Genomic DNA, 22185 nt, shown 5'->3' on the forward strand with positions numbered 1-22185 from the left:
GCGGAGTTTGGCAAGCCCTCGGGTCAATTCTTTTCCGCGTGATATTGCGTGACGCGCTCGACCTCGCTCTTCGAACCGAGGAAGACCGGCACGCGCTGATGCAAGCTGGTCGGAACGATGTCGAGAATACGCTGCGCGCCGTCTGTAGCAGCGCCGCCTGCCTGCTCAACGATGAACGCCATCGGATTCGCTTCGTACATCAGGCGCAGCTTGCCCGGACGATCGGGCGTGCGTTTGTCGGCCGGATACATGAACACGCCGCCACGATTCAGGATGCGGTGCACGTCGGCGACCATTGAAGCAATCCAGCGCATGTTGAAGTCTTCCTTGCGCGGACCGTCCTTGCCTTCGTTCAGTTCGTTTACATAACGCTGGACCGGCGCATACCAGTGACGGCTGTTCGATGCGTTGATTGCATACTCGCGCGTCTCGGTCGGGATCTGCATGTTGCTTTGCGTGAGCACCCACGAACCCAGTTCTCGATCGAGCGTAAAGCAGTTGACGCCGTAACCTGTCGTCAGCACGAATACGGTTTGAGGACCATAGACCGCGTAGCCAGCCGCGACTTGCGCCGAACCCGGCTGCATGAATGCCTCTTCACTCGGTTCCATGCCATCCGGGCATCGAAGCACCGAAAAGATCGTTCCAATAGACACATTCACGTCGATGTTCGAAGAACCATCGAGCGGATCGAATGTGAGCAAATAGTTGCCCTTCGGGTAACGATTCGGGATCGGGAAGATTTTTTCCATTTCCTCCGATGCCATCGCGGCCAGGTTGCCGCCCCATTCGTTGGCTTCGAGCAGGATTTCGTTCGAAAGAATGTCGAGCTTCTTCTGCACTTCACCCTGTACGTTCTCGCTGCCGGCCGAGCCGAGCGCTTCGCCCAGCGCGCCTTTGCTGACCTGATAGCTGATCTGCTTGCAGGCACGCGCCACGACTTCGATCAACAAACGCAGGTCGGCGGGAAGGTTCTGGTGTTCGCGCTGCTGCTCAATCAACAACTTGGTCAGCGTGGTGCGACGGGAAATCGATGAAGGGGTCGACATTGCGTTGGGCTCCGGGAGCGTTAAGACGAATGCCCCAGATTCTACCCGCTCGGGTTGTGTGTCTTGATGTCACAGAAAACATGGCGCCTATTCGACACAAAAAACCGGCGCCGAAGCGCCGGTTTCAATACAGCAAGAGCCCAAGGCGGATTATTGACCGAGCGCTTTCTCGACGATTTCCCGCACATCCCGCGATTTAACCTTCGATGCAACCTGTTCCAGCGCCGCATGCGCCTTTTCGCGCAAGGCTGGCGTGTAACGGCGCCATTGTTCCAGCGTGCGGGCGAGCCGTGCCGCGACTTGCGGATTCATGGCGTCGAGCGCAATCACTTGTTCCGCCCAGAACGCATAACCGGAACCATCGGCCGCGTGGAATTGCGCCGGATTAGCACCGCAGAAGCTGAAAATCAGCGAACGGGCGCGATTCGGGTTCTTCAACGTGAACGCGGGATGCTGCATCAACTCGCGCACAATATTGAGCACATTGCGTTTCGGCCCGCCACGCTGCGTGGCTTGCAGCGAGAACCATTTGTCGATGACAAGCGGTTCGTTCTCGAACCGTTTATAGAAGTCGCTGAGCGCGGCGTTGGCGGCGGAGGTATCGGCTGCGCCCGAAGCGCCCGCCGTCAGCAATGCCGACAAAGCCGCCGAGCGGTCTGTCATGTTGTTTGCGGCGTCGTACTGCGCACTTGCGAGTTCGATGGCCCGCGCCGGGTCATCGAGCTGGCTCAGGTAGGCGAGGGCGAGATTCTTCAGGCCGCGTTTGCCGGCGTCGTCTGGCGTCGCGCGGTATTCGCCAGGCGTCCGGTTGGCTTCGTAGACGGCGAGCCACCGGTCGCGCAGGCCAGTCGCGAGGCGTTTGCTCACGAACACTCGCGCAGCATGCACGGCGGCCGGGTCGGAAACGGCCATTTGCTCGGCAAGGTATCCCTCCGATGGCAACATCAGCGCGAGTTCACGGAACGCGGGCGTGAGCGTGGTGTCGTCGAGAACCTGGGCGAAAGCCGAGACAACCTGATCGTCGAGCGTGAGCTCCTCTCCCTTCGACGCACGTTCCGTCAGGGTAAGCAGTTCACGCGTGGCGAGGCGCTGGCCGGCTTCCCATCGATTGAACGGGTCGCTGTCGTGCGCCAGCAAGAACGCCAGTTGCTCGTTCGTGTAGTCGTACTCGACAACCACTGGCGCAGAAAAATTGCGCAGCAGCGACGGCAGCGGTTCTTCGGTGACGTCGACGAAAGTAAAGGTCTGCTCGGATTCCGTGAATTCGAGCACGCGGGTCGTGCCTTGCGCTTCTTTCTCGCCTTCGAGTGTCAGCGGGAGATCGGCGCCGCTTTTACCAATCAAGCCCACAGAGAACGGAATCAGCAACGGGCCTTTTTGCGTCGCGCGTGCGGCCTCCGACGCTTCGCCGTAGCCCTGTTTGAGCGTCAGCGAATATCGCTTCGCCGCTGCGTCGAATTGGGTGCGAACCGTTATGCGCGGCGTTCCCGCCTGGCTGTACCATCGCTCGAATTGCGCCAGATCGCGGCTGTTGGCGTCGGCCATGGCGTGACGGAAATCGTCGCACGTCACGGCCTGACCGTCGTGCCGCTGAAAATAAAGGTCCATGCCACGCCGGAAGCCATCGCGCCCAAGCAGCGTCTGGTACATGCGCACGACTTCCGAGCCTTTCTCGTAGACGGTCATCGTGTAGAAATTATTGATCTCGACGTAGCTTTCCGGGCGAACCGGATGCGCCATGGGACCCGCGTCTTCGGCGAACTGCATCTGACGCAGGACACGGACGTCGTCAATCCGCTTGGTTGCGCGGGCAGCGTCGGCGGCGGCGCCGGGTTCGAGGCCGGCGGCCATATCGGCGGAAAATTCCTGGTCGCGGAACACGGTCAGCCCTTCTTTCAGGCTCAGCTGGAACCAGTCGCGGCAAGTTACGCGATTGCCCGTCCAGTTGTGAAAGTATTCGTGGCCGACGACCGCTTCGATGTTCCCGAAATCGACATCGGTCGCCGTTTCCGGATTGGCCAGCACGTACTTCGTGTTGAAGATGTTCAAGCCCTTGTTTTCCATTGCGCCCATGTTGAAGTCGCTCACGGCGACGATCATGAAGCGGTCCAGATCCAGCTCCAGCCCGAAGCGGCGCTCGTCCCATTCAATGGAATGCACCAGCGAATCCATGGCGTGCTGCGTTTTGTCCAGGTCGTGCGGCTCGACCCAGACCTGCAGAAGTTTCTCCTTGCCCGAACCCGTCTTCATGCGCTGTTCGAGCTTGACCAGCTTGCCCGCGACCAGGGCAAAAAGGTAACTCGGTTTCTTGAACGGATCTTCCCAGCGGGCGAAGTGCCGGCCGTTGTCCAGATCGCCTTCCTCGATCAGATTGCCATTCGACAGCAATACCGGATACGCCGTCTTGTCGGCGCGCAGCGTGACCGTGTAGGTGGCCATCACGTCAGGTCGGTCGAGAAAATACGTGATTCGGCGAAACCCTTCGGCTTCGCACTGCGTAAAGAAGTTGCCGCTTGATACATACAGGCCGGACAGCGTGGTATTCGTTGCCGGATTGCACGTACTTTCAATAGTCAATTCGAACGCGTCCGGAATATTGCTTACCGACAGACCGTTCTCATTGACACGGACGTCCGCGTGCGGGCGCCCGTCGAGCGTGGCGCCGATAAACTCCATATGCTCGCCGATCAACTCCAGACTCGCGGCCGGCGCGGCGTCGGGATTGCGGCGCAAACGCATGGTGTTGCGAACGACGGTTCGCTCAGGCACGAGATCGAACTCGAGCGCGACGGTATCGATCAGGAATGCGGGCGGCGTGTAGTCGGCGCGGCGGATTACGGCGGGAGCGGTCGAGTTGGACATGTCGGGTCGAATTGAGTTGAGAGCGGTGCCTCGGCTTTGGGTCAATCGAGGCGGCCTTGTGTCGGATCATTGTACAAAGGCGCGGGCAAACGTGGGCCCGATTCCGGAGGGGTCGGCCGATTGGCCTATTTCCCAAACGTCGATAGGGCATTACAGTCTTTCAACGGGCAGGACAAGGCGACATGAACACGGCGCCTGCGGTACCCGGCGCTGCCCGCTCGCGGATCCAACGCTGGAAATTAACGGAAACAGAGGTCGGCCATGACGTTCGGACGGTTGTGCGGGGAATGGAAAAGTGCGGCGCGCATTGCGCTTATCGCGGGTTTCGCGCTGCTCGGCGGGTGCACGACATACGTCCAGACGCAGGTCTCAGCATTTTCGGACTGGTCGGGAAGCGACGCCACGCGCACTTATGCGTTCGCGCGTTCGGCAGAGCAACAGAACAGCATCGAACAGAAAACGTATGAAGCGCTTGTTGCCAATGAGCTCGCTACGCACGCGTTTCGCCAGGTGCCAGACGCGAGCGCGAATTACCGGGTGGAGCTGTCGTATTCCATTCGCGGTGACTTCGTGACCGTCCGGCAGCCGGTCTATTACGATCCGTGGCCCATGTACGGCGGCTGGTACGGGCGCCCATACGGCTGGGGCGGTTACGGGGCGTGGGGCGGCTGGGACATGGGACCGGCAGGATACGTGGATCAAAGCTATCCGGTGTTCGTCCACGCCCTCCAGATCCGCTTGACGGACAGGGCGAGCGGGCGGGAGGTGTACAAGGTGAGCGCGAGTAATTCGGGCGGCGAATCGTCCTTGGTGCGCGCAATGCCGTACCTCATCCGAAGCGCACTGACGGACTTTCCGTTGGGTAACGGGACGGTACGCACAGTGAAGATTCCGCTCGATAAAAACGGCGGTGCCCGCAACGAAACCGCAGTCGCGGCGGGCGACGCCAGCAGGCCGGCGAGCGCACCCGCAGCGGTGCCTGTACCGCTTCAATAAGGATCGGAAGAAAAAAATACCGACGAGGTTGCGGTCGTCTCGCCTTTTCAACGTTTAGCGTGGCGTGCGGAAACATCCGAACGGGTGCTAAAAATCAGCATGCTTTGTGTCCAAATCTGAACGAAATGCGGCCTTGGCGCGCACTAAATCCGGTGACCCCATATATGCAATTAAATTCGAAACGAGATATATTTCGAGGATGAACAATCCCTGCAACGCCACATTCCGTGCCCTTCCTGAGCCTCCAACCTGGGATGCACGACTCGCCCGGCGCCTGGTAACGCCGCTCGTTGGCACCCCGATCACCCCCAATCACTTGACCACCTTGCGCCTGCTCATTGGCATGGTGGGCGCGTACTATCTTTCGGTTGGCACTTTCTGGACGTGCAGCCTGGGCGCCTTCCTGATTGCGGTATCGAATTTCGTCGATCATACGGACGGCGAATTGGCGCGGATCAGCGGTCAATCGAGCAAAATCGGTCATTTTTACGATCTCGCATGCGATTCTTTTGTGACCGTATTGCTATTCGTCGGGCTTGGTTTTTATGTGGGTGTTCACCATCCTTCCATGATCGTCCCGGCTCAGTGGCTGGGTGGCGTCGCGGGCGTGGCGGTTGCGCTAATCTTTTTTCTACGCATGCGCATTGAGTCGATGGCGGGCAAGACCGGGACCAAGCAGGCGTCCATGGCGGGCTTCGAAACTGAAGACGTCTTGTATCTGCTGCCGGTGGTGACCCTGCTCAATGGCATGACCCCGTTCCTTATTGCGGCGTCCATTGGCGCTCCGCTTTTTGCCGTATGGGTCGTAGTGGACTATCAGCGCGTGGTACGGCGCGTTGCACGGAACACGGCCTCCAATGCGCGCAATAAAGACGCCGATGGTCAAGACTTGCAGGCTGTTCAATGAATTCAACTATTACTCCGGCGCCCACGCCCACCTTTGGCGGCAATCCTGTTAGCCGCAAGGGCCCGCAGGCTGTCGACGAAACCCTGGCCGCGCATCTCGAGCGCTCCTCTTCGGACCGTCAGCCAGCAAAGCTGCACAAGACCTTCGATGACCAGGGCGCGTTCCTCTATCTTGAAGACTTCTTGCCGCGCGAATTCACCGAAAAGCTGGTCGAAGCCGTGCGCGCCGTTACGCCGGCGATCAACCGGAACTACATTCCGGGGCATAAGGCAGGCGGCAGCGTAAGCCGCCATGCAATCGACGAACTGGCGCCATTCATTGCCGAGTTGTATCGTTCACCGGCGCTGATCAGCTGGCTGGAAAAGATCAGCGGCGACACACTTCAGGAGTCTCCCGCAGACGATCCACACGCCTACGCACTGTACTTTTATACGAAGGCGGGGGACCACATCGGCTGGCATTACGATACGTCGTACTACGAAGGCCGCCGCTACACGCTGTTGCTCGGTGTCATGGACGATTCGTCGTGCCGTCTTGACTACGAGCTGCACACGCGCACACCGGAGATCCCCGACCAACCCGGCTCGGTTCAAATCCCACCGGGCGGCCTTGTTTTCTTCGATGGCGACAAGCTTCGCCATCGCATCACGCCTGCGCGCGGGAACGAGTTCCGCGTATCGCTGACCTTCGAGTACGTCACGAATCCGAATATGCGGCCGTGGCAGCGCTTTATCTCGAACATGAAGGATTCGATCGCGTACTTTGGTTTCGGCCAGGTGTTCCGCCGCAAAGGCGGGAAGAACAGCGCAGCATGAGCCGCGCTGGAACTGTCCTCCTGTCGCTCGGCGTGGTGTTGTTCATCGCGCTGCTTGGCTGGCAGGGATTCGGTTCCGTCGCTTCGGCGCTGGCGGCTGCTGGCTGGGGACTTCTCGCGGTCGCGGCATTTCATTTCCTGCCAGTGGTAATCGACGCACTGGCGATCGAGATTCTCTTCGCCCGTAATCAACGCGACGTCACATTTCGCGACGCACTGCTCGCGCGCTGGACCGGCGAGTCCGTGAACAGCCTGATGCCGGCCGGTCAGATCGGCGGTCCCATGCTGATGGTGCGTTACCTTTCGCAGCGCGGCATGCGTTCCCGCGACGCCGCCGCCGTCATCACCGTCAGCACGACCATGCAGTCCGTCGGCCAGATGATTTTCGCGATGCTCGGCCTTGCGTTGCTGAGCAGTTATGCGTCGGGCGTCGGCATGCTGTTGCCGGTGCTGATCGTGATCGTGGTGTGTTCGCTGATGGTCATCGGCTTTTTCTTCGCGCAACGCGCCGGATTATTCGGACGGGCAACGCGCTTTGCTTCCCAGTTCGCCGCGCGCTTTTCGAAGAAGCGCGACTGGTCGTCGCTGGTATCGCGCGCGGAAGCTGTCGATGGCGCCGTGCTCGATCTCTACAAAAAACCCGGACCGGTCGCCGCCAGTTTTGCGCTGAGCCTGGTTGGCTGGATCGTGGGCACGGGTGAAGTCTGGCTTGCGTTGCATCTGCTCGGCTCGCCGGTCGGCTGGGGCGAAGCGCTGATGCTGGAAAGTCTCGGCCAGGCCATCCGCGGCGCGGCGTTCGCGGTGCCCGGTTCGCTCGGCGTGCAGGAAGGCGGCTATCTGCTGCTCGCGCGCCTGATCGGTTTGCCGCCCGAAGCCGCTCTCGCGCTTTCGCTCGCCAAGCGCGCGCGCGAATTGCTGCTGGGTCTGCCGGGCATCGTTTATCTGCATTTCGCTGAAAAGGGCTGGCAGCGCCGTCGTCTCGCGCGTGTGCCGGATATCGAATAAAGCTTCATCCATAGGATCAACATGCGCGCAATCATCCTTGCCGCCGGCATGGGATTACGTCTCGTTCAGCCGGAAGGGCAGCAAAAGCCGAAGTGCCTGCTGCGTTTTGGCGATTCGTCGCTGCTCGAACGTCATTTGCAACTGCTGAAAACCGCGGGCGTCGATGAGATCGTTTTCGTGCTCGGTTTCAAGCACGAAGTCGTGGAAGCGGAACTGGCCACGATCGCCTGGAAGCCGCATACGGAAGTCGTGGTGAACAACGAGTTTTCGCTCGGCAGCGTGTTGTCGGTGCATACGGCGGCCGAAGCGCTGACGCGTGGCGGCGATGTGCTTTTGATGGACGCCGACGTGCTTTACGACGAACGTATTCTCGAACCACTGGTCGCGGGCGCGGGTCCGGTGAACCGCTTGTTGATCGACCGTGATTTCGAAGCCGGCGACGAACCCGTGAAACTCTGCGTGGCGAACGGCGTCCCGGTGGAGTTGCGCAAACAGGTGCTGGCGGATCTGCAGTACGACGTGATTGGCGAATCGGTGGGATTTTTCCGTTTCGATGAAACCGCCGCACGCCGTCTGGCCGAGATTGTCGCGGGTTATGTCGCGACAGGCCGCGCGAACTTGCCGCATGAAGAAGCCGTACGTGATTTGCTGCTGGAACGCAGCCAGATATTCGACGTCGCCGATGTGACCGGCGCGCCGTGGATCGAAATCGATTTTCAAAACGACGTTAAACGTGCGGCCGACGAAGTCTTGCCGCAACTGCGTCAGCTTGCTGGAGCCCTCCGATGAACGCACCGTATCAACTACCCGCGGCTTACGCCCGTTCCCTTCGCCTGCGCGAAATGCTCCAAAGCAACGAGCTTGAATTCCTGATGGAAGCGCACAACGGCTTGTCGGCGCGCATTGTGAAGGAAGCCGGCTTCAAGGCAATCTGGGGTTCCGGCCTGACGATCTCCGCGCAGTTCGGCGTGCGCGACAACAATGAAGCCAGCTGGACGCAAGTGGTCGACACGCTCGAGTTCATGGCCGATGCCAGCGACCTTCCCATTCTGCTCGATGGAGACACGGGCTACGGCAACTTCAACAACGTTCGCCGGCTGGTGAAGAAGCTGGAACAGCGCGGTATCGCGGGCGTGTGCATTGAAGACAAGCAGTTCCCGAAGACCAACAGTTTCCTGAACGGCGAGCGCCAGCCGCTCGCCGAGATGGACGAATTCTGCGGCAAGATCAAGGCCGGGAAGGATTCCCAAAGCGATCCGAATTTCTCCATCGTCGCGCGCGTTGAAGCGCTGATTGCCGGCTGGGGCATGGAAGAGGCGCTCAAGCGCGCCGAGGCGTATCGGCAGGCCGGGGCAGACGCCATCCTGATCCACAGCAAGCTGTCCAAGCCCGACGAAATTCTCACGTTCGCGCGCGAATGGGCAGGCCGCGGGCCGCTCGTGATCGTGCCGACCAAGTACTACAGCACGCCTACCGACGTATTCCGCCAGGCTGGCATCAGCACGGTGATCTGGGCGAACCATTTGCTCCGTGGCGCGGCGTCGACCATGCAGGCTATCGCCAAGGAAATCCACACAAGCCAGACGCTCGTGAACGTGGAAGACCGCGTGGCGAGCGTGAACGAGATTTTCCGCCTGCAGGACGCCGAAGAATATTCGACGGCCGAGAGCGTGTATTTGTCGTCGGCGAGTGCATCGCGTAACGCGGTCGTGCTGGCGGCGAGCCGGGGCGCAGGCCTCGAAGCCGTCACCGCCGATAAACCCAAGGTCATGCTGCCGATCGCCGGCAAGCCGCTGCTGCGCCGGCTCGTGGAAGCGTTCAAGAAGGAAGGCATCAACGACATCACGGTGGTCGGCGGTTATCGCGCGGACGCTATCGATACGTCGGGCATTCGCCTGGTCGTGAACGACAAGCACGAGCAAACTGGCGAACTAGCTTCGCTGGCTTGCGCCGCGAAATCGTTCACCGCGGACACCGTGATTTCTTACGGCGATCTTTTATTCCGCAGCTACATTCTTCGCGACTTGGTCGAGTCGGACAGCGACTTCTGCGTGGTCGTGGATTCATCGCAAACGCCGCAAGCAGGCGTCACATCCACAGACTTTGCATATTGCTCCACCGCCGATGACCGCGCGCTCTTCGGCCAGAAAGTCTGGCTCGAAAGCGTCACGAGTTCGGCTGGTCCGGCGGACGTGGCATCGAAGACGCCGCAAGGCCGATGGATGGGTTTGCTCAATGTGCGTGGCGCGGGCCGCGAGCGTCTGGTCGCCAAGCTCGAACAATTGCAGCAACGCGATGACTTCGCCAGGCTCGACATGGCCGCGTTGCTCAACGCGCTGATCGAGGCAGGCGAGCGCATCGAAGTGCAATACGTGCACGGCCACTGGCGCGGCGTGAACGATCTCGACGAACTGCGTCAAGCCGGCGATTTCGCGCACGGGCAGGCACCGTACGGATCGAACGGATCGGCGGGCGCGGAGGCAGGCGCGTGATCGAAGCTGCACAATTTGTCGAAGCCGCGCGCGAGCGGGGTTTTGACTGGTACGCGGGCGTGCCGTGCTCGTACCTCACGCCGTTCATCAACTACGTATTGCAGGACGAGTCGCTGAATTATGTATCGGCGGCAAATGAAGGCGATGCGGTTGCGTTGATCGCGGGCGTGGCGCTGGGTGCATCGGGTGCGTTCAAAAAACGGCGCGGTGTATCGATGATGCAGAACTCTGGGCTCGGCAACGCGGTGAGTCCGCTGACGTCGCTGACGTGGACGTTCAGGCTGCCGCAATTGCTGATTGTTACGTGGCGCGGCCAGCCCGGTGTCGCCGATGAACCCCAGCACGCACTGATGGGTCCGGTCACGCCGGCCATGCTCGACACCATGGAAATTCCGTGGGAATTGTTCCCCACCGAAGCCGATGCAATCGGCCCGGCGCTCGATCGCGCGACCGCGCACATGGACAGCACTGGCCGGCCGTACGCGCTTGTGATGCAAAAGGGCAGCGTCGCGCCTTTCAAGCTCACGAAGAAAGGCTTGAGCGGCGTGCGTCGGCGGGCGTTGAACGAGCGCGCCGAAGTCAGGACGCAATTCGAGAGCGGAGAGCTTTCCTCACGTCACGACGCGCTTGAACGCGTGATCGCGCATACGCCGAAAGACTCCACGGTCGTGCTGGCATCGACGGGATTTTGCGGGCGCGAACTCTACGCAATCGATGACCGCGAGAACCAGTTGTACCTCGTTGGATCAATGGGATGCGTGACGCCCATGGCGCTTGGTCTGGCGTTATCGCGGCCGGACCTGAACGTGATCGCGCTCGACGGCGACGGCGCCGCGCTCATGCGCATGGGCGTGTTCGCCACGCTCGGCGCGTACGGCCCGTCGAACCTCACGCACGTGCTGCTCGACAACGGCGCGCACGAGTCCACCGGCGGTCAGGCGACCGTGTCGCAAGGCGTGGAATTCGCGCGCATTGCGTCGGCGTGCGGGTACGCGCTGGCGCTCGACGGCGACGACCTTTCGGTGATCGACCAATTGTTCGAAGCGAATGATATCGATGGCGTTCGCTTCGCGCGCCTGTCGATCAGCATCGGCACGCCGGGCGACTTGCCACGGCCGTCGATCACGCCGGAAGACGTGCGCGCGCGCTTGCAAAAACATATCGGACGCTAGACATCATGCTGCTGCTCAATCCTGGCCCCGTCACGCTGACCGAACGCGTGCGCAAAAGCCTTTCGCAAACCGACTTGTGTCATCGCGAGCCGGAATTTTTCGATCTGCAGGACGAAGCGCGTTTGCGTTTGCTCGCGGCCTATTCGCTCGATCCGACCGTCTGGACGGCCGTATTGATGACGGGTTCGGGCACGGCCGCCGTCGAAAGCATGATCGCGGGAATGGTGCCGCAAGGCGGCCGTTTGCTGATCGTCGAAAATGGTGTGTACGGCGAACGGATCGCGCAGATCGCGACGCAATACGGTATCGATCATGAGGTCGTGAAGTATGCGTGGATGGAAGCGCCCAACACGGATGCGATCATCGCCAAGCTGGACGGTTTTACGAACGTGGCGATCATCCATCACGAGACCACGACGGGGCGCCTGAACAAGATCGATGAGTTGAGCACGGCGTGCAAGGCGCGCGGTATCGGCTTGTTGCTCGATGGCGTCAGCAGTTTCGGTGCAGAGCATATCGACTTCGATGGCGGCGGCATCACCGCGGTCGCCGCGACCGCCAACAAATGCCTGCACGGCGTGCCTGGCGCGGCGTTCGTGATCGCGAAACGCGAAGCGCTGAAACACGCGGCGAGCCGCACGTATTACCTCGGTATCACGCGTTTGGCCAAATTGCAGGACGAGCGCAACACGCCGTTCACGCCGTCCGTGCACGCGTATTACGCGCTGGTTGAAGCGCTGCGTGAATTCGAGGAAGAGGGCGGTTTGCAGGCTCGTCATGCACGTTATGCGGCGCTCGCCGAGCAGGCGCGTTCGGGGCTGGCGGCGTTGGGTATTGAAGGCGCGTTGCCGGATGGCGAATCGTCGGTCGTGTTGCGCGCGTACCGGTTGCCGGCGGGAACCACGTATCCGGTTCTGCACGACGCGTTGAAGACCGAGGGTTTTGTGATCTACGCGGGGCAGGGCGGTTTGTCGAACGAACTATTCCGCATCTCCACGATGGGCGCCATAAACGCCGCGGATATCGACCGGCTGGTTGCATCGATTGCGAAGATCGTGCGCTGATCTGCAAGGCACTGCCTGAACGATGAAGGCCGCGACAACGTCATGTTGCCGCGGCCTTCGTTTTTGCAACTGATCAATCGCGATTGCAGAAAATCGCCGTGATGAACGGTGCAACGTGATGGATGATGGCATCGCTTCCGGCCGCGCGCACTTTCTCTTTCACCGATTCTTCCCCGCCGATCACCACTGCGCCATACGCCGATTCCGCGATCGGCGCGCCCGTGCCTGTTTTGAAGATTGCGTCGTCTTTCTGGAAACCGACGACAGCGAACACGCCGAAGTCGAAGGCGGTCAGATGGCTGCCGCGCGTGGGCTTGAACGCGTTGATGGAGTTGGCTTCCACGCGCATGGGCGTGGCTTCGATTACGTGATCCTGCTGCAGGGGCGCAATAAACGCGTGCGCGTCCGCCTTGCAATCGAGCAAGGAATCCAGCGCGTAGGCCGAAGCGTGTGCGGAGGCGGCGGCGATCAAGACGGTCAAGCCGAATCGGACGGCTCGATTGAATGGTTTCACGAGTGGCTTCATGAAAGGTAAGCAGGCGCTCGGGCAATGCCAAAGGCTAAACTTTACCGGGAAGCGGCGAAACGCGCTCAATCTGTAATATTGTCCGATCCGGCTTTCATTCCCGTAACTATAAATCGAGTGCCGACCGCCGCGTTACGCGGCAGCCAGTTCCGCTGTCACGCCACGCCGCACGCCCCGCTGATGCACGCATTGACCTGCCGAGTAAGTCTCGAACACGGCGCGGTCATCGCCGAGCATGGCGAACGCGAACAACAATTCTTCCAGCGATTCCGCCCGTGTCGTGCGGCGTGCGAGAAGCGGCGTGCCAGCCGGATCGAGCACGACGAAATCCGCTTCGCTGCCGGGTTTCAGCGTCCCGACCTTGTCGGCCATGTCGAGCACTTGCGCCGCGCCTGTCGTCGCCAGCCAGAACATGCGCGCCGCCGTCAAATGATGCCCCGTCAGCCGCGCGATCTTGTGCGCTTCGCCCATGGTTTGCAGCATCGAAAACGAGGTGCCGCCGCCTACATCGGTTGCGAGCGCCACCGGCATTTTCGCCGCGCCGGCCTTTTCGATATCGAATAGGCCGCTGCCTAGAAACAGATTCGATGTCGGGCAATGCGATGCCACAGCACCAGTTTCGGCCATGCGTTGACGATCGGTATCGTCGAGGAAAATGCAATGGCCGTAGACCGCGCGCTGACGCAGCAAATCGTAGTGATCGTAGATATCCAGATAGCTGCGATGGCCCGGAAACAGGCTTTCGACCCACTTGATCTCGTCGGTGTTTTCCGCGACGTGGCTCTGGATATACACGTCCTGATGCTTGCGCGCGAGCACGGCGCAGGCTTCGAGTTGCGCCTCGGTGGAAGTCGGCGCGAAACGCGGCGTCAACGCATATTCCTGCCGGCCGCGGCCATGCCATTTCGCGATGAGTTCGGCGCTGTCGTCGTAACCTGATTGCGCCGTGTCACGCAGATATTCCGGGCAATTTCGGTCCATCAGCACCTTGCCGGCGATCATGCGCAAGTTGCGCGATTCGCTCTCGCTAAAAAAGGCATCGGCGGATTGCTTGTGGACCGTGCAATACACGAGCGCGCTGGTGGTGCCGGACGCCAGAAGTTCATCGATGAAAAATCCCGCCGTTTCGCGCGCGTACGTTGGGTCCTCGAACTTGCGCTCGGTCGGGAAGGTGTACGTGTTGAGCCACGGCAACAGACCTGGCGCGGGTGAGGCGATCATGTCGGTCTGCGGATAGTGAATGTGCGAGTCGATAAACCCCGGCACGATCAGCTTGTCGCGCAGGTCCTTCGTAATGGCGTCGGGCGCGATTTTCGAGCGCAACGCCGCATACGCGCCCGCCGCCACCACGCGGCCGTTTTCGACCAGCAACAAGCCGTCGGTTTCATACACGGCGTTGCTATCGGAGAAAGCGGGGTCGTCGCGGAACGTGAGAAGTTGCGCGCGGTAAGCGGTCTGGCGGGCGGGCGTAGGCATTTAAAACGTCTCCAGTAAAGCGTGTTATAGCTGTGTCAAAAGCAGCAACGAAAGCGCGGCGACGATCCACATCGCCGGCTTGATTTCTTTTCTGCGGCCCGTGAAGAACTTGATCACGACAAACGCGAGGAAACCGTACGCAATGCCGTCGGTGATCGAGTAGGTCAGCGGGATCAGGATCATCGCGAGGAAGGCGGGAATGGCTTCGTCGAAACGGCCCCATTCGATCTTCGTGATCGACTCCATCATGAACACGCCGACAAGCACGAGCGCCGGCGCGGTTGCGATGGCGGGCACGAGCGAAAGCAGCGGCGAGAGGAACAGGAACGGCAGAAAGCACAAGCCGGCGATCACCGCGACAAGACCCGTACGTCCGCCCGCCGAAATTCCCGCTGCCGATTCAATGTAGGCGTTCGCCGGGCTCGTGCCGAGCGGCGCGGAAATGAGCGCGGAGAACGAATCGACCATCATCGATTCGCGGATGTTGCGCGGGTTGCCGTCTTTGTCGTAGAGCTTGCCGGCTTCCGAAATTGCCATGAACGTCGAGAGCGCGTCGAAGAACGACGTGAACAGCATCACGAAGATGAACGGCCAGTAGATCACCTTCAGCGAGCCGAAGATATCGAGCTGGCCGAGCGCCGAAAAGTCCGGCGCGGAGAACAGCCCGTTCCAGTTCACCAGCGTTTTCGTGGCGATTGCGGCGGGCCAGTACGCGGTGCCGTCGCCCCAGAAGCGGCCGATCGGAATCGCGATCACGGTCGTGAAAACAATGCCGAGCATCAACGCGCCGGTCACCTTGCGCGCGACCAGGATGGTGGTCATGGCAAGCCCGATCAGGAACGTGATCACCACCGGATTGAGCGATGCCGAATGCACGATCGTCACCGGATCGCCGACCACGAACTTCGCGTTGACCAAACCGATCAGGCTGATGAAGAGGCCAATGCCGCACGATACCGCGTGCCGCAGGTTCGCCGGAATTGCATCGACAACGAGCTTGCGCGCGTTGAACAACGCGAGCACCGCGAAGATCACGCCGGCCCAGAATACGCAGCCGAGCGCCGTCTGCCACGGCATCTTGCCGCCGTGAACCATGACGAACGCGAACAGCGCGTTCATGCCCATGCCGGGCGCAACCAGCACGGGATTGCGCGCGTACAAACCCATCGCGCAACTGCCGAGAAAACTGACGATCACAGTCGCCGTCAGCGCCGCGGGAAACGGCACGCCGGCTTGCGACAAGATGCCGGGATTGACGACGATGATGTACATCGCCGTGAGAAAAGTCGTGATGCCCGCGACGACTTCCGTCTTCGTGCGCGAACCTGCGGCGCGGATGCCGAAGAAACGCTCGAGCGTGGTGCTGTCCTGAGTAATCGATGCCATGACGTTCCCGCGCGTCAGGCTGCTGCGTGCCAATAGGCATCGAGCTTGGCGACCATGGCGTTGCGTTCTTCGTCCGTCACGAACGACGCTTCCAGGCTGTTTTTCAGCAGCGTGTAGACCTCGGCATCGGAGAGATTCAGCGCTTCCTGGATCGCAAAATAGTTGGCGTTCACGTAACCGCCGAAATACGCCGGATCGTCCGAATTGATCATCACGGCCACGCCCTGGTCGAGCAGCGCCTTGAGCGTGTGCTTGGTCATGTCGTCGAAGACGCGCAGCTTCAGGTTCGACAACGGGCAGACAGTCAACGCAATGCGGGCGTCGGCGAGACGCGCGACCAGCGCCGGATCTTCCATGCTGCGCACGCCATGATCGACGCGATCGACCTTCAGCAAATCGAGCGCTTCGTACACGTATGCCGGCGGCCCTTCTTCGCCTGCATGCGCCACGAGCTTGAGGCCTTTATCGCGCGCTTTGGCAAATACGCGCTCGAACTTCGATGGCGGATGTCCGCGTTCGGATGAATCCAGTCCAACGCCAATCAGCCGATGCTTGTATTGATCGAACAATGGCAAAGCTTCATTGAAGGTCTTGAGCGCGTCTTCTTCCGGCAGATGGCGCAGGAAACACAGGATCACCTTGCTCGTCAGCCCGCGTTTCTCGCCTTCAGCCAGCGCGCTTTCAATACCGGCAACCGCCGTCGCGATGGACACGCCGCGCTCGGTGTGGGTTTGCGGATCGAAGAAAATTTCGGTGTGCGTGACATGGTCCGCGAGCGCGCGTTCCACATACGCCATGGTCATGTCGTGGAAATCGCGCTCGTGCAGCAGCACGCTCGCGCCGGCGTAATAGATATCGAGGAACGATTGCAGGTCGGTGAACGCGTAGGCCGCGCGCAACGCTTCGATGGAATCGTATGCAAGTGTCACGCCATTGCGCTTCGCGAGTTCGAAAATCAGCTCGGGTTCGAGCGACCCTTCAATATGAATATGGAGTTCGGCTTTGGGCGCGCGGGCGATCTTGTCGGCGAGAGTGGGATTCATGTCGTTGTGCTCAAAAAAGTTCGGGATCACGCGGTTTGCGGATGCTGCGCGGAATTGTAGCCGTGCGCGGCGTGTTCCTCGACCTTCTGCAACAACTGGGCTGCAACTGAAACGGCGATCATTTCCGGGGCTTTATCGGCAATGCCGGGCACGCCGATAGGACAGGTCATGCGGCCAATCCGCGCCGGTTCAATACCCCGCGCCGCCAGCTTCCTCTCGAACTGGACCTTCTTGGTATGCGATCCGATCATGCCGAAAAACGCAAAATCTCCGCGATGCAGGATGCGTTCCGCGAGCGCGAGATCGAGCGCGTGGTTGTGCGTCATCACGAGGAAATAGCTGTTCGGCTGCGCCTCGTCCACGGCGGATTCCGGCGTGCCGCTCGCGTCCATGGTGACGTTTTGAGGAAGGTGATCGACCGGCGGGAAGGTTTCATCGCGTTCATCGACCCAGACGACGCGGCACGGCAAATTCGCCAGCACCTTCACGATCGCCGCGCCCACGTGTCCCGCGCCGAACAAAACCACTTGAAACTCGCGCAACACAATGGTCTCGGTGAGCAGGGCGCCGCTTTCATCGAAACCCGCGCCGTCCCAGAGCAGACAATCCTGCGTGTCCACGCCGGGTTCGGGATCGGACAGCATCACCGCCTCTGGAAAGGGACCGAAACCGACGCTGCGCACGGTCGAATGTCCCTGCGCGAGACGTTTATTCAGCGACGTCACCCATCCCAGATCGCCGATATCCAGCCGCTCGAACGCCAGCACGACCGCGCCGCCGCAACATTGCCCGAGGCTCGGTCCGAGCGCGAAACGCTCCAGCCGCCGCATGCGCGGACTGCGCGCGCCGTCTTTCAGCACTTGCCGCGCGGTCTCGATCGCTTTCCATTCCAGATGCCCGCCGCCGATGGTATGACGCGTGTCGTCGCGGGTAACGAGCATCTTCGTGCCGGCTTCGCGCGGCGCTGAACCCTGCACGCGCGCGACCGTCACCAGCACGACGGCGTCGCCGTGTGCGAGAAGGTGTTGCAGATCGTGCAGCCAGGCTTGCATGGGGTGCGCTCCTAGTTGACCGTTGCCGGCTGCGCGATGTCCGCGGCAGCCTCGACTACTTGCTTCGATGCCTGCGCGTCCAAAGCGTTCAGTATCGATTCAGGCGTGGCGGGGGCGCGCAAGACGGGGGCATAGGTCGAATCCGGCGCGGCCGAAGCAATGGCCGCGCGAATCGCGAGCAGCACGGAGAAGCCGAGCAGCAGCGGCGGTTCGCCCACGGCTTTCGAGCGGAATACGGTTGGCTCGACGTTCTGGTTCTCGAAGAGCTTCACGTTCATCGCGGCAGGAATGTCGCTCACGGAAGGAATCTTGTATGTCGATGGCGCGTGCGTCATCAGGCGGCCATCGCGATTCCACCAGAGCTCTTCCGTGGTCAGCCAGCCCATGCCTTGAACAAAACCGCCTTCCACCTGGCCGATATCGAGCGATGGGTTGATCGACTGGCCCGCGTCGTGGAGGATATCCGCGCGCAGCAAACGCCATTCGCCAGTCAGCGTATCGACGACGACTTCCGAGATCGCCGCGCCGTACGCGAAGTAGTAGAACGGCTGGCCGGTCAGCGTCTTCGAATCCCAATTGACCTTGGGCGTGGCGTAAAAGCCATCGGACCACAACTGCACGCGCGCGAGATAGGCGGCTGCGACGAGTTGATCGAAGGGCATCTGGCCGCCGTTCGATTCCACCACGCCGTTATGAAAACGCACGTCTTCGGGACGTCCGCCGAGTTGCTTCGCGGCAAGTTCCGCGAGCCGCGCGCGCACGGTGAGCGCGGCGGCTTCGGCCGCTTTGCCGTTCAAGTCGCTTCCCGTCGATGCCGCCGTCGCCGATGTATTGACGACCTTGGAGGTATCGGTCGCCGTCACGCGAACCCGCGATAACGCCACGCCCAGCGCGTTCGCCACGACCTGCGCGACCTTCGTGTTCAAGCCCTGGCCCATTTCCGTGCCACCGTGATTCACGAGCGCGGAGCCGTCCTTGTAGACATGCACGAGCGCGCCGGCCTGATTCAAGAACGGCACGTTGAACGAGATGCCGAACTTGACCGGCGTGAATGCAATGCCGCGCTTGAGCACGGGACTCGTGGCGTTGAACGCGGCGATTGCGCGACGCCGCTGCACGTACGCGCTCGATGCCACCAGTTCATCGGTCAAAGGCTGAAGCACGTTGTCTTCAACGGTCTGGCCGTAGGGCGTCACGTTGCGCTCGCCGATGCCGTAATAGTTCACGCGACGAACATCGACAGGATCGCGCTTCAATCTGTGCGCGATTTCATCCATCAGGACTTCCATGACGAGCGCGCCTTGCGGACCGCCGAAACCGCGAAACGCCGTGTTCGATTGCGTGTTCGTGCGGCAGCAGAGCGCGGTGATATCGACGTCTTTCAGGAAGTACGCGTTATCGAAATGGCAGACTGCGCGCGTGGCGACCGCGCCCGACAGATCCGCCGAATAACCCGCGCGCAACGCGATTTCCACGCGTGCGCCTTGCAGACGACCGTCGTCGTCGAAACCGGCTTCGTAGGTGTAGACCGCGTCGTGGCGCTTGCCAGTGATCATGAAGTCGTCGTCGCGATCGGCACGCAGCTTGACCGGCTTGTGCAGCAAATGCGCCGCCAACGAAGCGATGCACGCGAAGATTCCCGACTGCGATTCCTTGCCGCCGAAACCGCCGCCCATCCGGCGGCATTCGCACTGGACGTTGTGCGTTGGCCAGTCGAGCATGTGCGCGACCAGATGCTGCATTTCGCTCGGATGCTGCGTTGAGCTGTAGACGAGGATTGCGTCGTGTTCCTTCGGAATGGCGTACGCAATTTGCCCTTCGAGATAGAACTGTTCCTGGCCGCCGACTTCAAATTCACCTTGAAGCCGATGTTTCGCCGCCGCCATTTTTCCATCGGGGTCTCCGCGCTTCAGATGCAGCGGCGGCAACACGAACGCCTTCTGCGCCTTGGCATCGCGCGGGGTGAGGATGGCTTCCAGCGGTTCGTATCGGATCACTTCTTCGCTTTTGGCGAGCGCCGCCGCGCGACGCGCCAGATCATGCGTTTCCGCGATAACCGCAAATACCGGTTGCCCGAGGTAATGCACTTCGTCTTTGGCGAGAATGGGATCGTCGTGCAGCACGGGGCCGCAGTTGTTCTCGCCCGGAATGTCGTCGGCGGTAAAAACGGCGATCACGCCCGGCGCGGCCAGCACCAGGTCGAGGTTGATCGAGACGATGCGCGCGTGCGCATGCCGCGACAAGCCAAGCGCCGCGTGCAACGTGCCGCGCACTTCGCCAATGTCGTCCACATATGTGGCTTCGCCGCTCACGTGCAGATGCGCCGATTCGTGCGGCAAGCCGACGCCAATCGCGGCGCGCTCCGGCTTTTCCGCCGATGGCGCGTCAAAAGTTTCACCGGTGCGCGCCGTGATTTCGCTGTCGGCGGCGCTGTCGAGGAGGGGATCGGTACGCTTGTTCATCGCGTGGTCCTTGGTGCTTTGGGTGCTGCGTTTATGCGGCTCGTGAAAAATCCGCTTATTGCGTGTCGAACGCGAAAGCGTTGACGTCGTGGAGTGCGAGCGGCTCGTTCTCGCGCGTTTCCAGGAAGAAACGCCAAAGCACGTTGCGCGCCACTTTGCTTCTGTAGGCGCTCGACGCGCGCATGTCGGTGAGCGGCTGGAAATCGACGTCGAGCGCGCGCATGGCGGCCTGCACGTTCGCCTCGTTCCACTCCTGATTCACCAGAACGGCTTCGGCATTCGATGCCCGCTTCGGCGTGGCCGCCATGCCGCCGAACGCGAAACGCGCGGCAGTGACGCGGGTTCCATCGAGCGTCACGGCGAACGCCGCGCACACGGCCGAAATATCGGAGTCGTAGCGCTTCGAGACCTTGTAGGTGCGGAAACGCAGATTCGCCGATGCCAGCGGCACGCGAATCCCCGCCACGAACTCGCCCGGTTCCAGCGCCGATTTCTGGTAGCCGAGGTAAAACTTGTCGAGCGGCATCGAGCGGATTTTGTTCGCGCGTTGCAGCACGATTTCGGCATCGAGCGCGATCAGTGCAGGCATGGAATCGCCGATGGGCGAACCGTTCGCCACGTTTCCGCCGAGCGTGCCGGCGTTGCGGATCGGCCGCGATGCAAAGCGCGTCCACAATTCCGCGAGTTCCGGGTAAATGGACGCGAGCGCGCCATAAGCATCTTCGAGCGACGCCGCCGCGCCGACGGTGAGCCACTGCGCGTCGCGCGTAATGGCCTTCAACTCGGTCACATTGCCAATGAAGAGGATATCGCCGAGATTGCGGAATTGCTTGGTGATCCACAAGCCGATGTCCGTGCTTCCGGCAAGAATCCGCGCATCCGGATGTTCGGCGCGCAGCCGGGCAAACTCTGCGAGCGTCACGGGCGCGAAAAACGTCGGACGGCCGAACGCGGCGCCGCGGGCATCGGGCGCGGTGTATTCGAGCGTGTCCTTGCGCTGTACCGATTCGAGCTGCGCTTTCAGCTTCTCGCGATCGAGCGCCACGCGTGGATACTCGAACATTTTTTGCGATGCATCCACGATCGGCCGATACCCCGTGCACCGGCAGAGGTTGCCGGAGAGGGCGGTGTTGATTTCATCGCGGGTAGGCAAACCGGCGTCGCTCGGCTGATTTTGATAAAGCGCCCACATCGACATCACGAAACCCGGCGTGCAGAAACCGCATTGGGAACCGTGGCAATCGACCATGGCCTGCTGGACCGGATGCAGCGTGCCGTCTGTCGCACGCATGTCCTCGACGGTGAAAAGCGCGCGGCCGTCGAGCGTCGGCACGAACTGGATGCAGGAATTGACCGCCTTGAGCTGCGGTTGCCCGTCGCCATCCAGCTCGGCGATGACAACCGTGCACGCGCCGCAGTCGCCTTCGGCGCATCCTTCCTTGGTGCCGGTGCATTGATCGTGTTCGCGCAGATGCTGGAGCACCGTGCGTGTAGCGGGTACGTCGTGCACTTCGCGGATTGCGCCGTGCTGAAAAAACCGGATGGTTTGCGTTGTCATATAGAAGTCCGAGACATTGCGGATCGGGCGCGCGTTACGCGAAATCGGCGTTGGGCAACAAAATTGCCGGCCGAAAGAGCGCACGTGGATCGCCATCCAGAAAATAAGATATCACCGCAATATCTCGAAAAGATTCCGATGAGCGTATCCAGATTATGCGAAGAGACGAATGAGAGGAGAGGTGCGTGCAACGACGCGGCTGAGGCAGGAGGCGGGTAAAGCGCGGGATTTGGGGCGCAATTGCCGGATTGGGCGTTTTGAAAGGGGTTAGGGGTTTCTGGTTCGGCGAAGGCAGGGAGCCATCGCCGAATCGGTTTGAAT

At 61.1% G+C, this 22185-nt stretch carries 17 protein-coding genes; 8 read left to right on the plus strand and 9 right to left on the minus strand.

Annotated elements, in window-relative coordinates; translation table 11 throughout:
- Positions 1 to 23: 23 nt before the first annotated feature.
- Both ASG35_RS01540 and pepN read right to left on the minus strand, forming a co-directional pair.
- A complete protein-coding gene (locus tag ASG35_RS01540) occupies positions 24 to 1049 on the minus strand; it encodes a class 1 fructose-bisphosphatase (protein WP_056351992.1) in 1026 nt (341 codons plus the stop codon).
- A 150-nt stretch (positions 1050 to 1199) separates the two neighbouring features.
- Positions 1200 to 3911, minus strand: coding sequence for an aminopeptidase N (gene pepN / locus ASG35_RS01545; RefSeq protein ID WP_056351995.1), 2712 nt, complete (start codon positions 3909 to 3911; stop codon positions 1200 to 1202).
- 261 nt (positions 3912 to 4172) lie between these two features.
- On the opposite strand from pepN, the gene ASG35_RS01550 reads away from it, so the two are divergent.
- From ASG35_RS01550 to ASG35_RS01585, 8 genes are all read left to right on the plus strand, one after another.
- On the plus strand, positions 4173 to 4907 hold the full coding sequence (locus tag ASG35_RS01550; RefSeq protein WP_056351998.1) for a DUF4136 domain-containing protein: 735 nt from the start codon (positions 4173 to 4175) through the stop codon (positions 4905 to 4907).
- 199 nt (positions 4908 to 5106) lie between these two features.
- Entirely contained in the window at positions 5107 to 5814 is a 708-nt protein-coding gene (locus ASG35_RS01555) for a CDP-alcohol phosphatidyltransferase family protein (protein ID WP_056351999.1), read from the plus strand.
- Positions 5811 to 6629, plus strand: coding sequence for a HalD/BesD family halogenase (locus ASG35_RS01560; protein WP_056352000.1), 819 nt, complete (start codon positions 5811 to 5813; stop codon positions 6627 to 6629). The genes ASG35_RS01555 and ASG35_RS01560 overlap by 4 nt, the downstream gene beginning before the upstream one ends.
- Positions 6626 to 7633: a flippase-like domain-containing protein gene (locus ASG35_RS01565; RefSeq protein ID WP_056352003.1), complete on the plus strand. Its 1008-nt coding sequence runs from the start codon at positions 6626 to 6628 to the stop codon at positions 7631 to 7633. The genes ASG35_RS01560 and ASG35_RS01565 overlap by 4 nt, the downstream gene beginning before the upstream one ends.
- 21 nt (positions 7634 to 7654) lie before the next feature.
- Positions 7655 to 8422: a phosphocholine cytidylyltransferase family protein gene (locus ASG35_RS01570; RefSeq protein WP_056352007.1), complete on the plus strand. Its 768-nt coding sequence runs from the start codon at positions 7655 to 7657 to the stop codon at positions 8420 to 8422.
- On the plus strand, positions 8419 to 10125 hold the full coding sequence (aepX, locus tag ASG35_RS01575) for a phosphoenolpyruvate mutase (protein WP_056352010.1): 1707 nt from the start codon (positions 8419 to 8421) through the stop codon (positions 10123 to 10125). The genes ASG35_RS01570 and aepX overlap by 4 nt, the downstream gene beginning before the upstream one ends.
- Positions 10122 to 11297 carry a phosphonopyruvate decarboxylase gene (aepY, locus tag ASG35_RS01580; protein ID WP_056352013.1) on the plus strand — a complete coding sequence of 392 codons (1176 nt, stop codon included), beginning with the start codon at positions 10122 to 10124 and terminating at the stop codon, positions 11295 to 11297. The genes aepX and aepY overlap by 4 nt, the downstream gene beginning before the upstream one ends.
- A gap of 5 nt (positions 11298 to 11302) precedes the next feature.
- Positions 11303 to 12361 carry a 2-aminoethylphosphonate aminotransferase gene (locus tag ASG35_RS01585; RefSeq protein WP_056352016.1) on the plus strand — a complete coding sequence of 353 codons (1059 nt, stop codon included), beginning with the start codon at positions 11303 to 11305 and terminating at the stop codon, positions 12359 to 12361.
- Positions 12362 to 12434: 73 nt separating this feature from the next.
- On the opposite strand, the gene ASG35_RS01590 is transcribed toward ASG35_RS01585, so the two are convergent.
- The 7 genes from ASG35_RS01590 to xdhA all read right to left on the minus strand — a co-directional run bounded on the left by ASG35_RS01590 (position 12435) and on the right by xdhA (position 21864).
- A complete protein-coding gene (locus ASG35_RS01590; protein WP_056352874.1) occupies positions 12435 to 12875 on the minus strand; it encodes a hypothetical protein in 441 nt (146 codons plus the stop codon).
- Positions 12876 to 13019: 144 nt separating this feature from the next.
- A complete protein-coding gene (gene guaD, locus ASG35_RS01595; protein ID WP_056352020.1) occupies positions 13020 to 14363 on the minus strand; it encodes a guanine deaminase in 1344 nt (447 codons plus the stop codon).
- 24 nt (positions 14364 to 14387) lie between these two features.
- A complete protein-coding gene (locus ASG35_RS01600) occupies positions 14388 to 15749 on the minus strand; it encodes an NCS2 family permease (RefSeq protein ID WP_056352023.1) in 1362 nt (453 codons plus the stop codon).
- Positions 15750 to 15763: 14 nt separating this feature from the next.
- On the minus strand, positions 15764 to 16792 hold the full coding sequence (locus tag ASG35_RS01605) for an adenosine deaminase (protein WP_056352025.1): 1029 nt from the start codon (positions 16790 to 16792) through the stop codon (positions 15764 to 15766).
- 26 nt (positions 16793 to 16818) lie between these two features.
- On the minus strand, positions 16819 to 17844 hold the full coding sequence (gene xdhC / locus ASG35_RS01610) for a xanthine dehydrogenase accessory protein XdhC (RefSeq protein ID WP_056352028.1): 1026 nt from the start codon (positions 17842 to 17844) through the stop codon (positions 16819 to 16821).
- A gap of 11 nt (positions 17845 to 17855) precedes the next feature.
- Positions 17856 to 20306 (minus strand): xanthine dehydrogenase molybdopterin binding subunit, encoded by a 2451-nt coding sequence (xdhB, locus tag ASG35_RS01615; RefSeq protein WP_056352031.1) that lies wholly within the window; start codon positions 20304 to 20306, stop codon positions 17856 to 17858.
- A gap of 55 nt (positions 20307 to 20361) precedes the next feature.
- Positions 20362 to 21864, minus strand: a complete 1503-nt coding sequence (gene xdhA / locus ASG35_RS01620; protein ID WP_200945672.1) for a xanthine dehydrogenase small subunit — start codon at positions 21862 to 21864, stop codon at positions 20362 to 20364.
- Positions 21865 to 22185 lie beyond the last annotated feature (321 nt).

Origin of the sequence: Burkholderia sp. Leaf177 (assembly GCF_001424345.1) — a bacterium.
Classification (GTDB): Bacteria; Pseudomonadota; Gammaproteobacteria; order Burkholderiales; family Burkholderiaceae; genus Caballeronia.

Coding starts and splice junctions, on each gene's coding strand:
- pepN (WP_056351995.1), bottom strand. CDS start 3,911: ATGTCCAACTCGACCGCTCCCGCCGTAATCCGCCGCGCCGACTACACG.
- guaD (WP_056352020.1), bottom strand. CDS start 14,363: ATGCCTACGCCCGCCCGCCAGACCGCTTACCGCGCGCAACTTCTCACG.
- ASG35_RS01570 (WP_056352007.1), top strand. CDS start 7,655: ATGCGCGCAATCATCCTTGCCGCCGGCATGGGATTACGTCTCGTTCAG.
- ASG35_RS01555 (WP_056351999.1), top strand. CDS start 5,107: ATGAACAATCCCTGCAACGCCACATTCCGTGCCCTTCCTGAGCCTCCA.
- xdhB (WP_056352031.1), bottom strand. CDS start 20,306: ATGAACAAGCGTACCGATCCCCTCCTCGACAGCGCCGCCGACAGCGAA.
- xdhC (WP_056352028.1), bottom strand. CDS start 17,844: ATGCAAGCCTGGCTGCACGATCTGCAACACCTTCTCGCACACGGCGAC.
- aepX (WP_056352010.1), top strand. CDS start 8,419: ATGAACGCACCGTATCAACTACCCGCGGCTTACGCCCGTTCCCTTCGC.
- ASG35_RS01605 (WP_056352025.1), bottom strand. CDS start 16,792: ATGAATCCCACTCTCGCCGACAAGATCGCCCGCGCGCCCAAAGCCGAA.
- ASG35_RS01600 (WP_056352023.1), bottom strand. CDS start 15,749: ATGGCATCGATTACTCAGGACAGCACCACGCTCGAGCGTTTCTTCGGC.
- ASG35_RS01550 (WP_056351998.1), top strand. CDS start 4,173: ATGACGTTCGGACGGTTGTGCGGGGAATGGAAAAGTGCGGCGCGCATT.
- xdhA (WP_200945672.1), bottom strand. CDS start 21,864: ATGACAACGCAAACCATCCGGTTTTTTCAGCACGGCGCAATCCGCGAA.
- ASG35_RS01540 (WP_056351992.1), bottom strand. CDS start 1,049: ATGTCGACCCCTTCATCGATTTCCCGTCGCACCACGCTGACCAAGTTG.
- ASG35_RS01565 (WP_056352003.1), top strand. CDS start 6,626: ATGAGCCGCGCTGGAACTGTCCTCCTGTCGCTCGGCGTGGTGTTGTTC.
- ASG35_RS01560 (WP_056352000.1), top strand. CDS start 5,811: ATGAATTCAACTATTACTCCGGCGCCCACGCCCACCTTTGGCGGCAAT.
- ASG35_RS01585 (WP_056352016.1), top strand. CDS start 11,303: ATGCTGCTGCTCAATCCTGGCCCCGTCACGCTGACCGAACGCGTGCGC.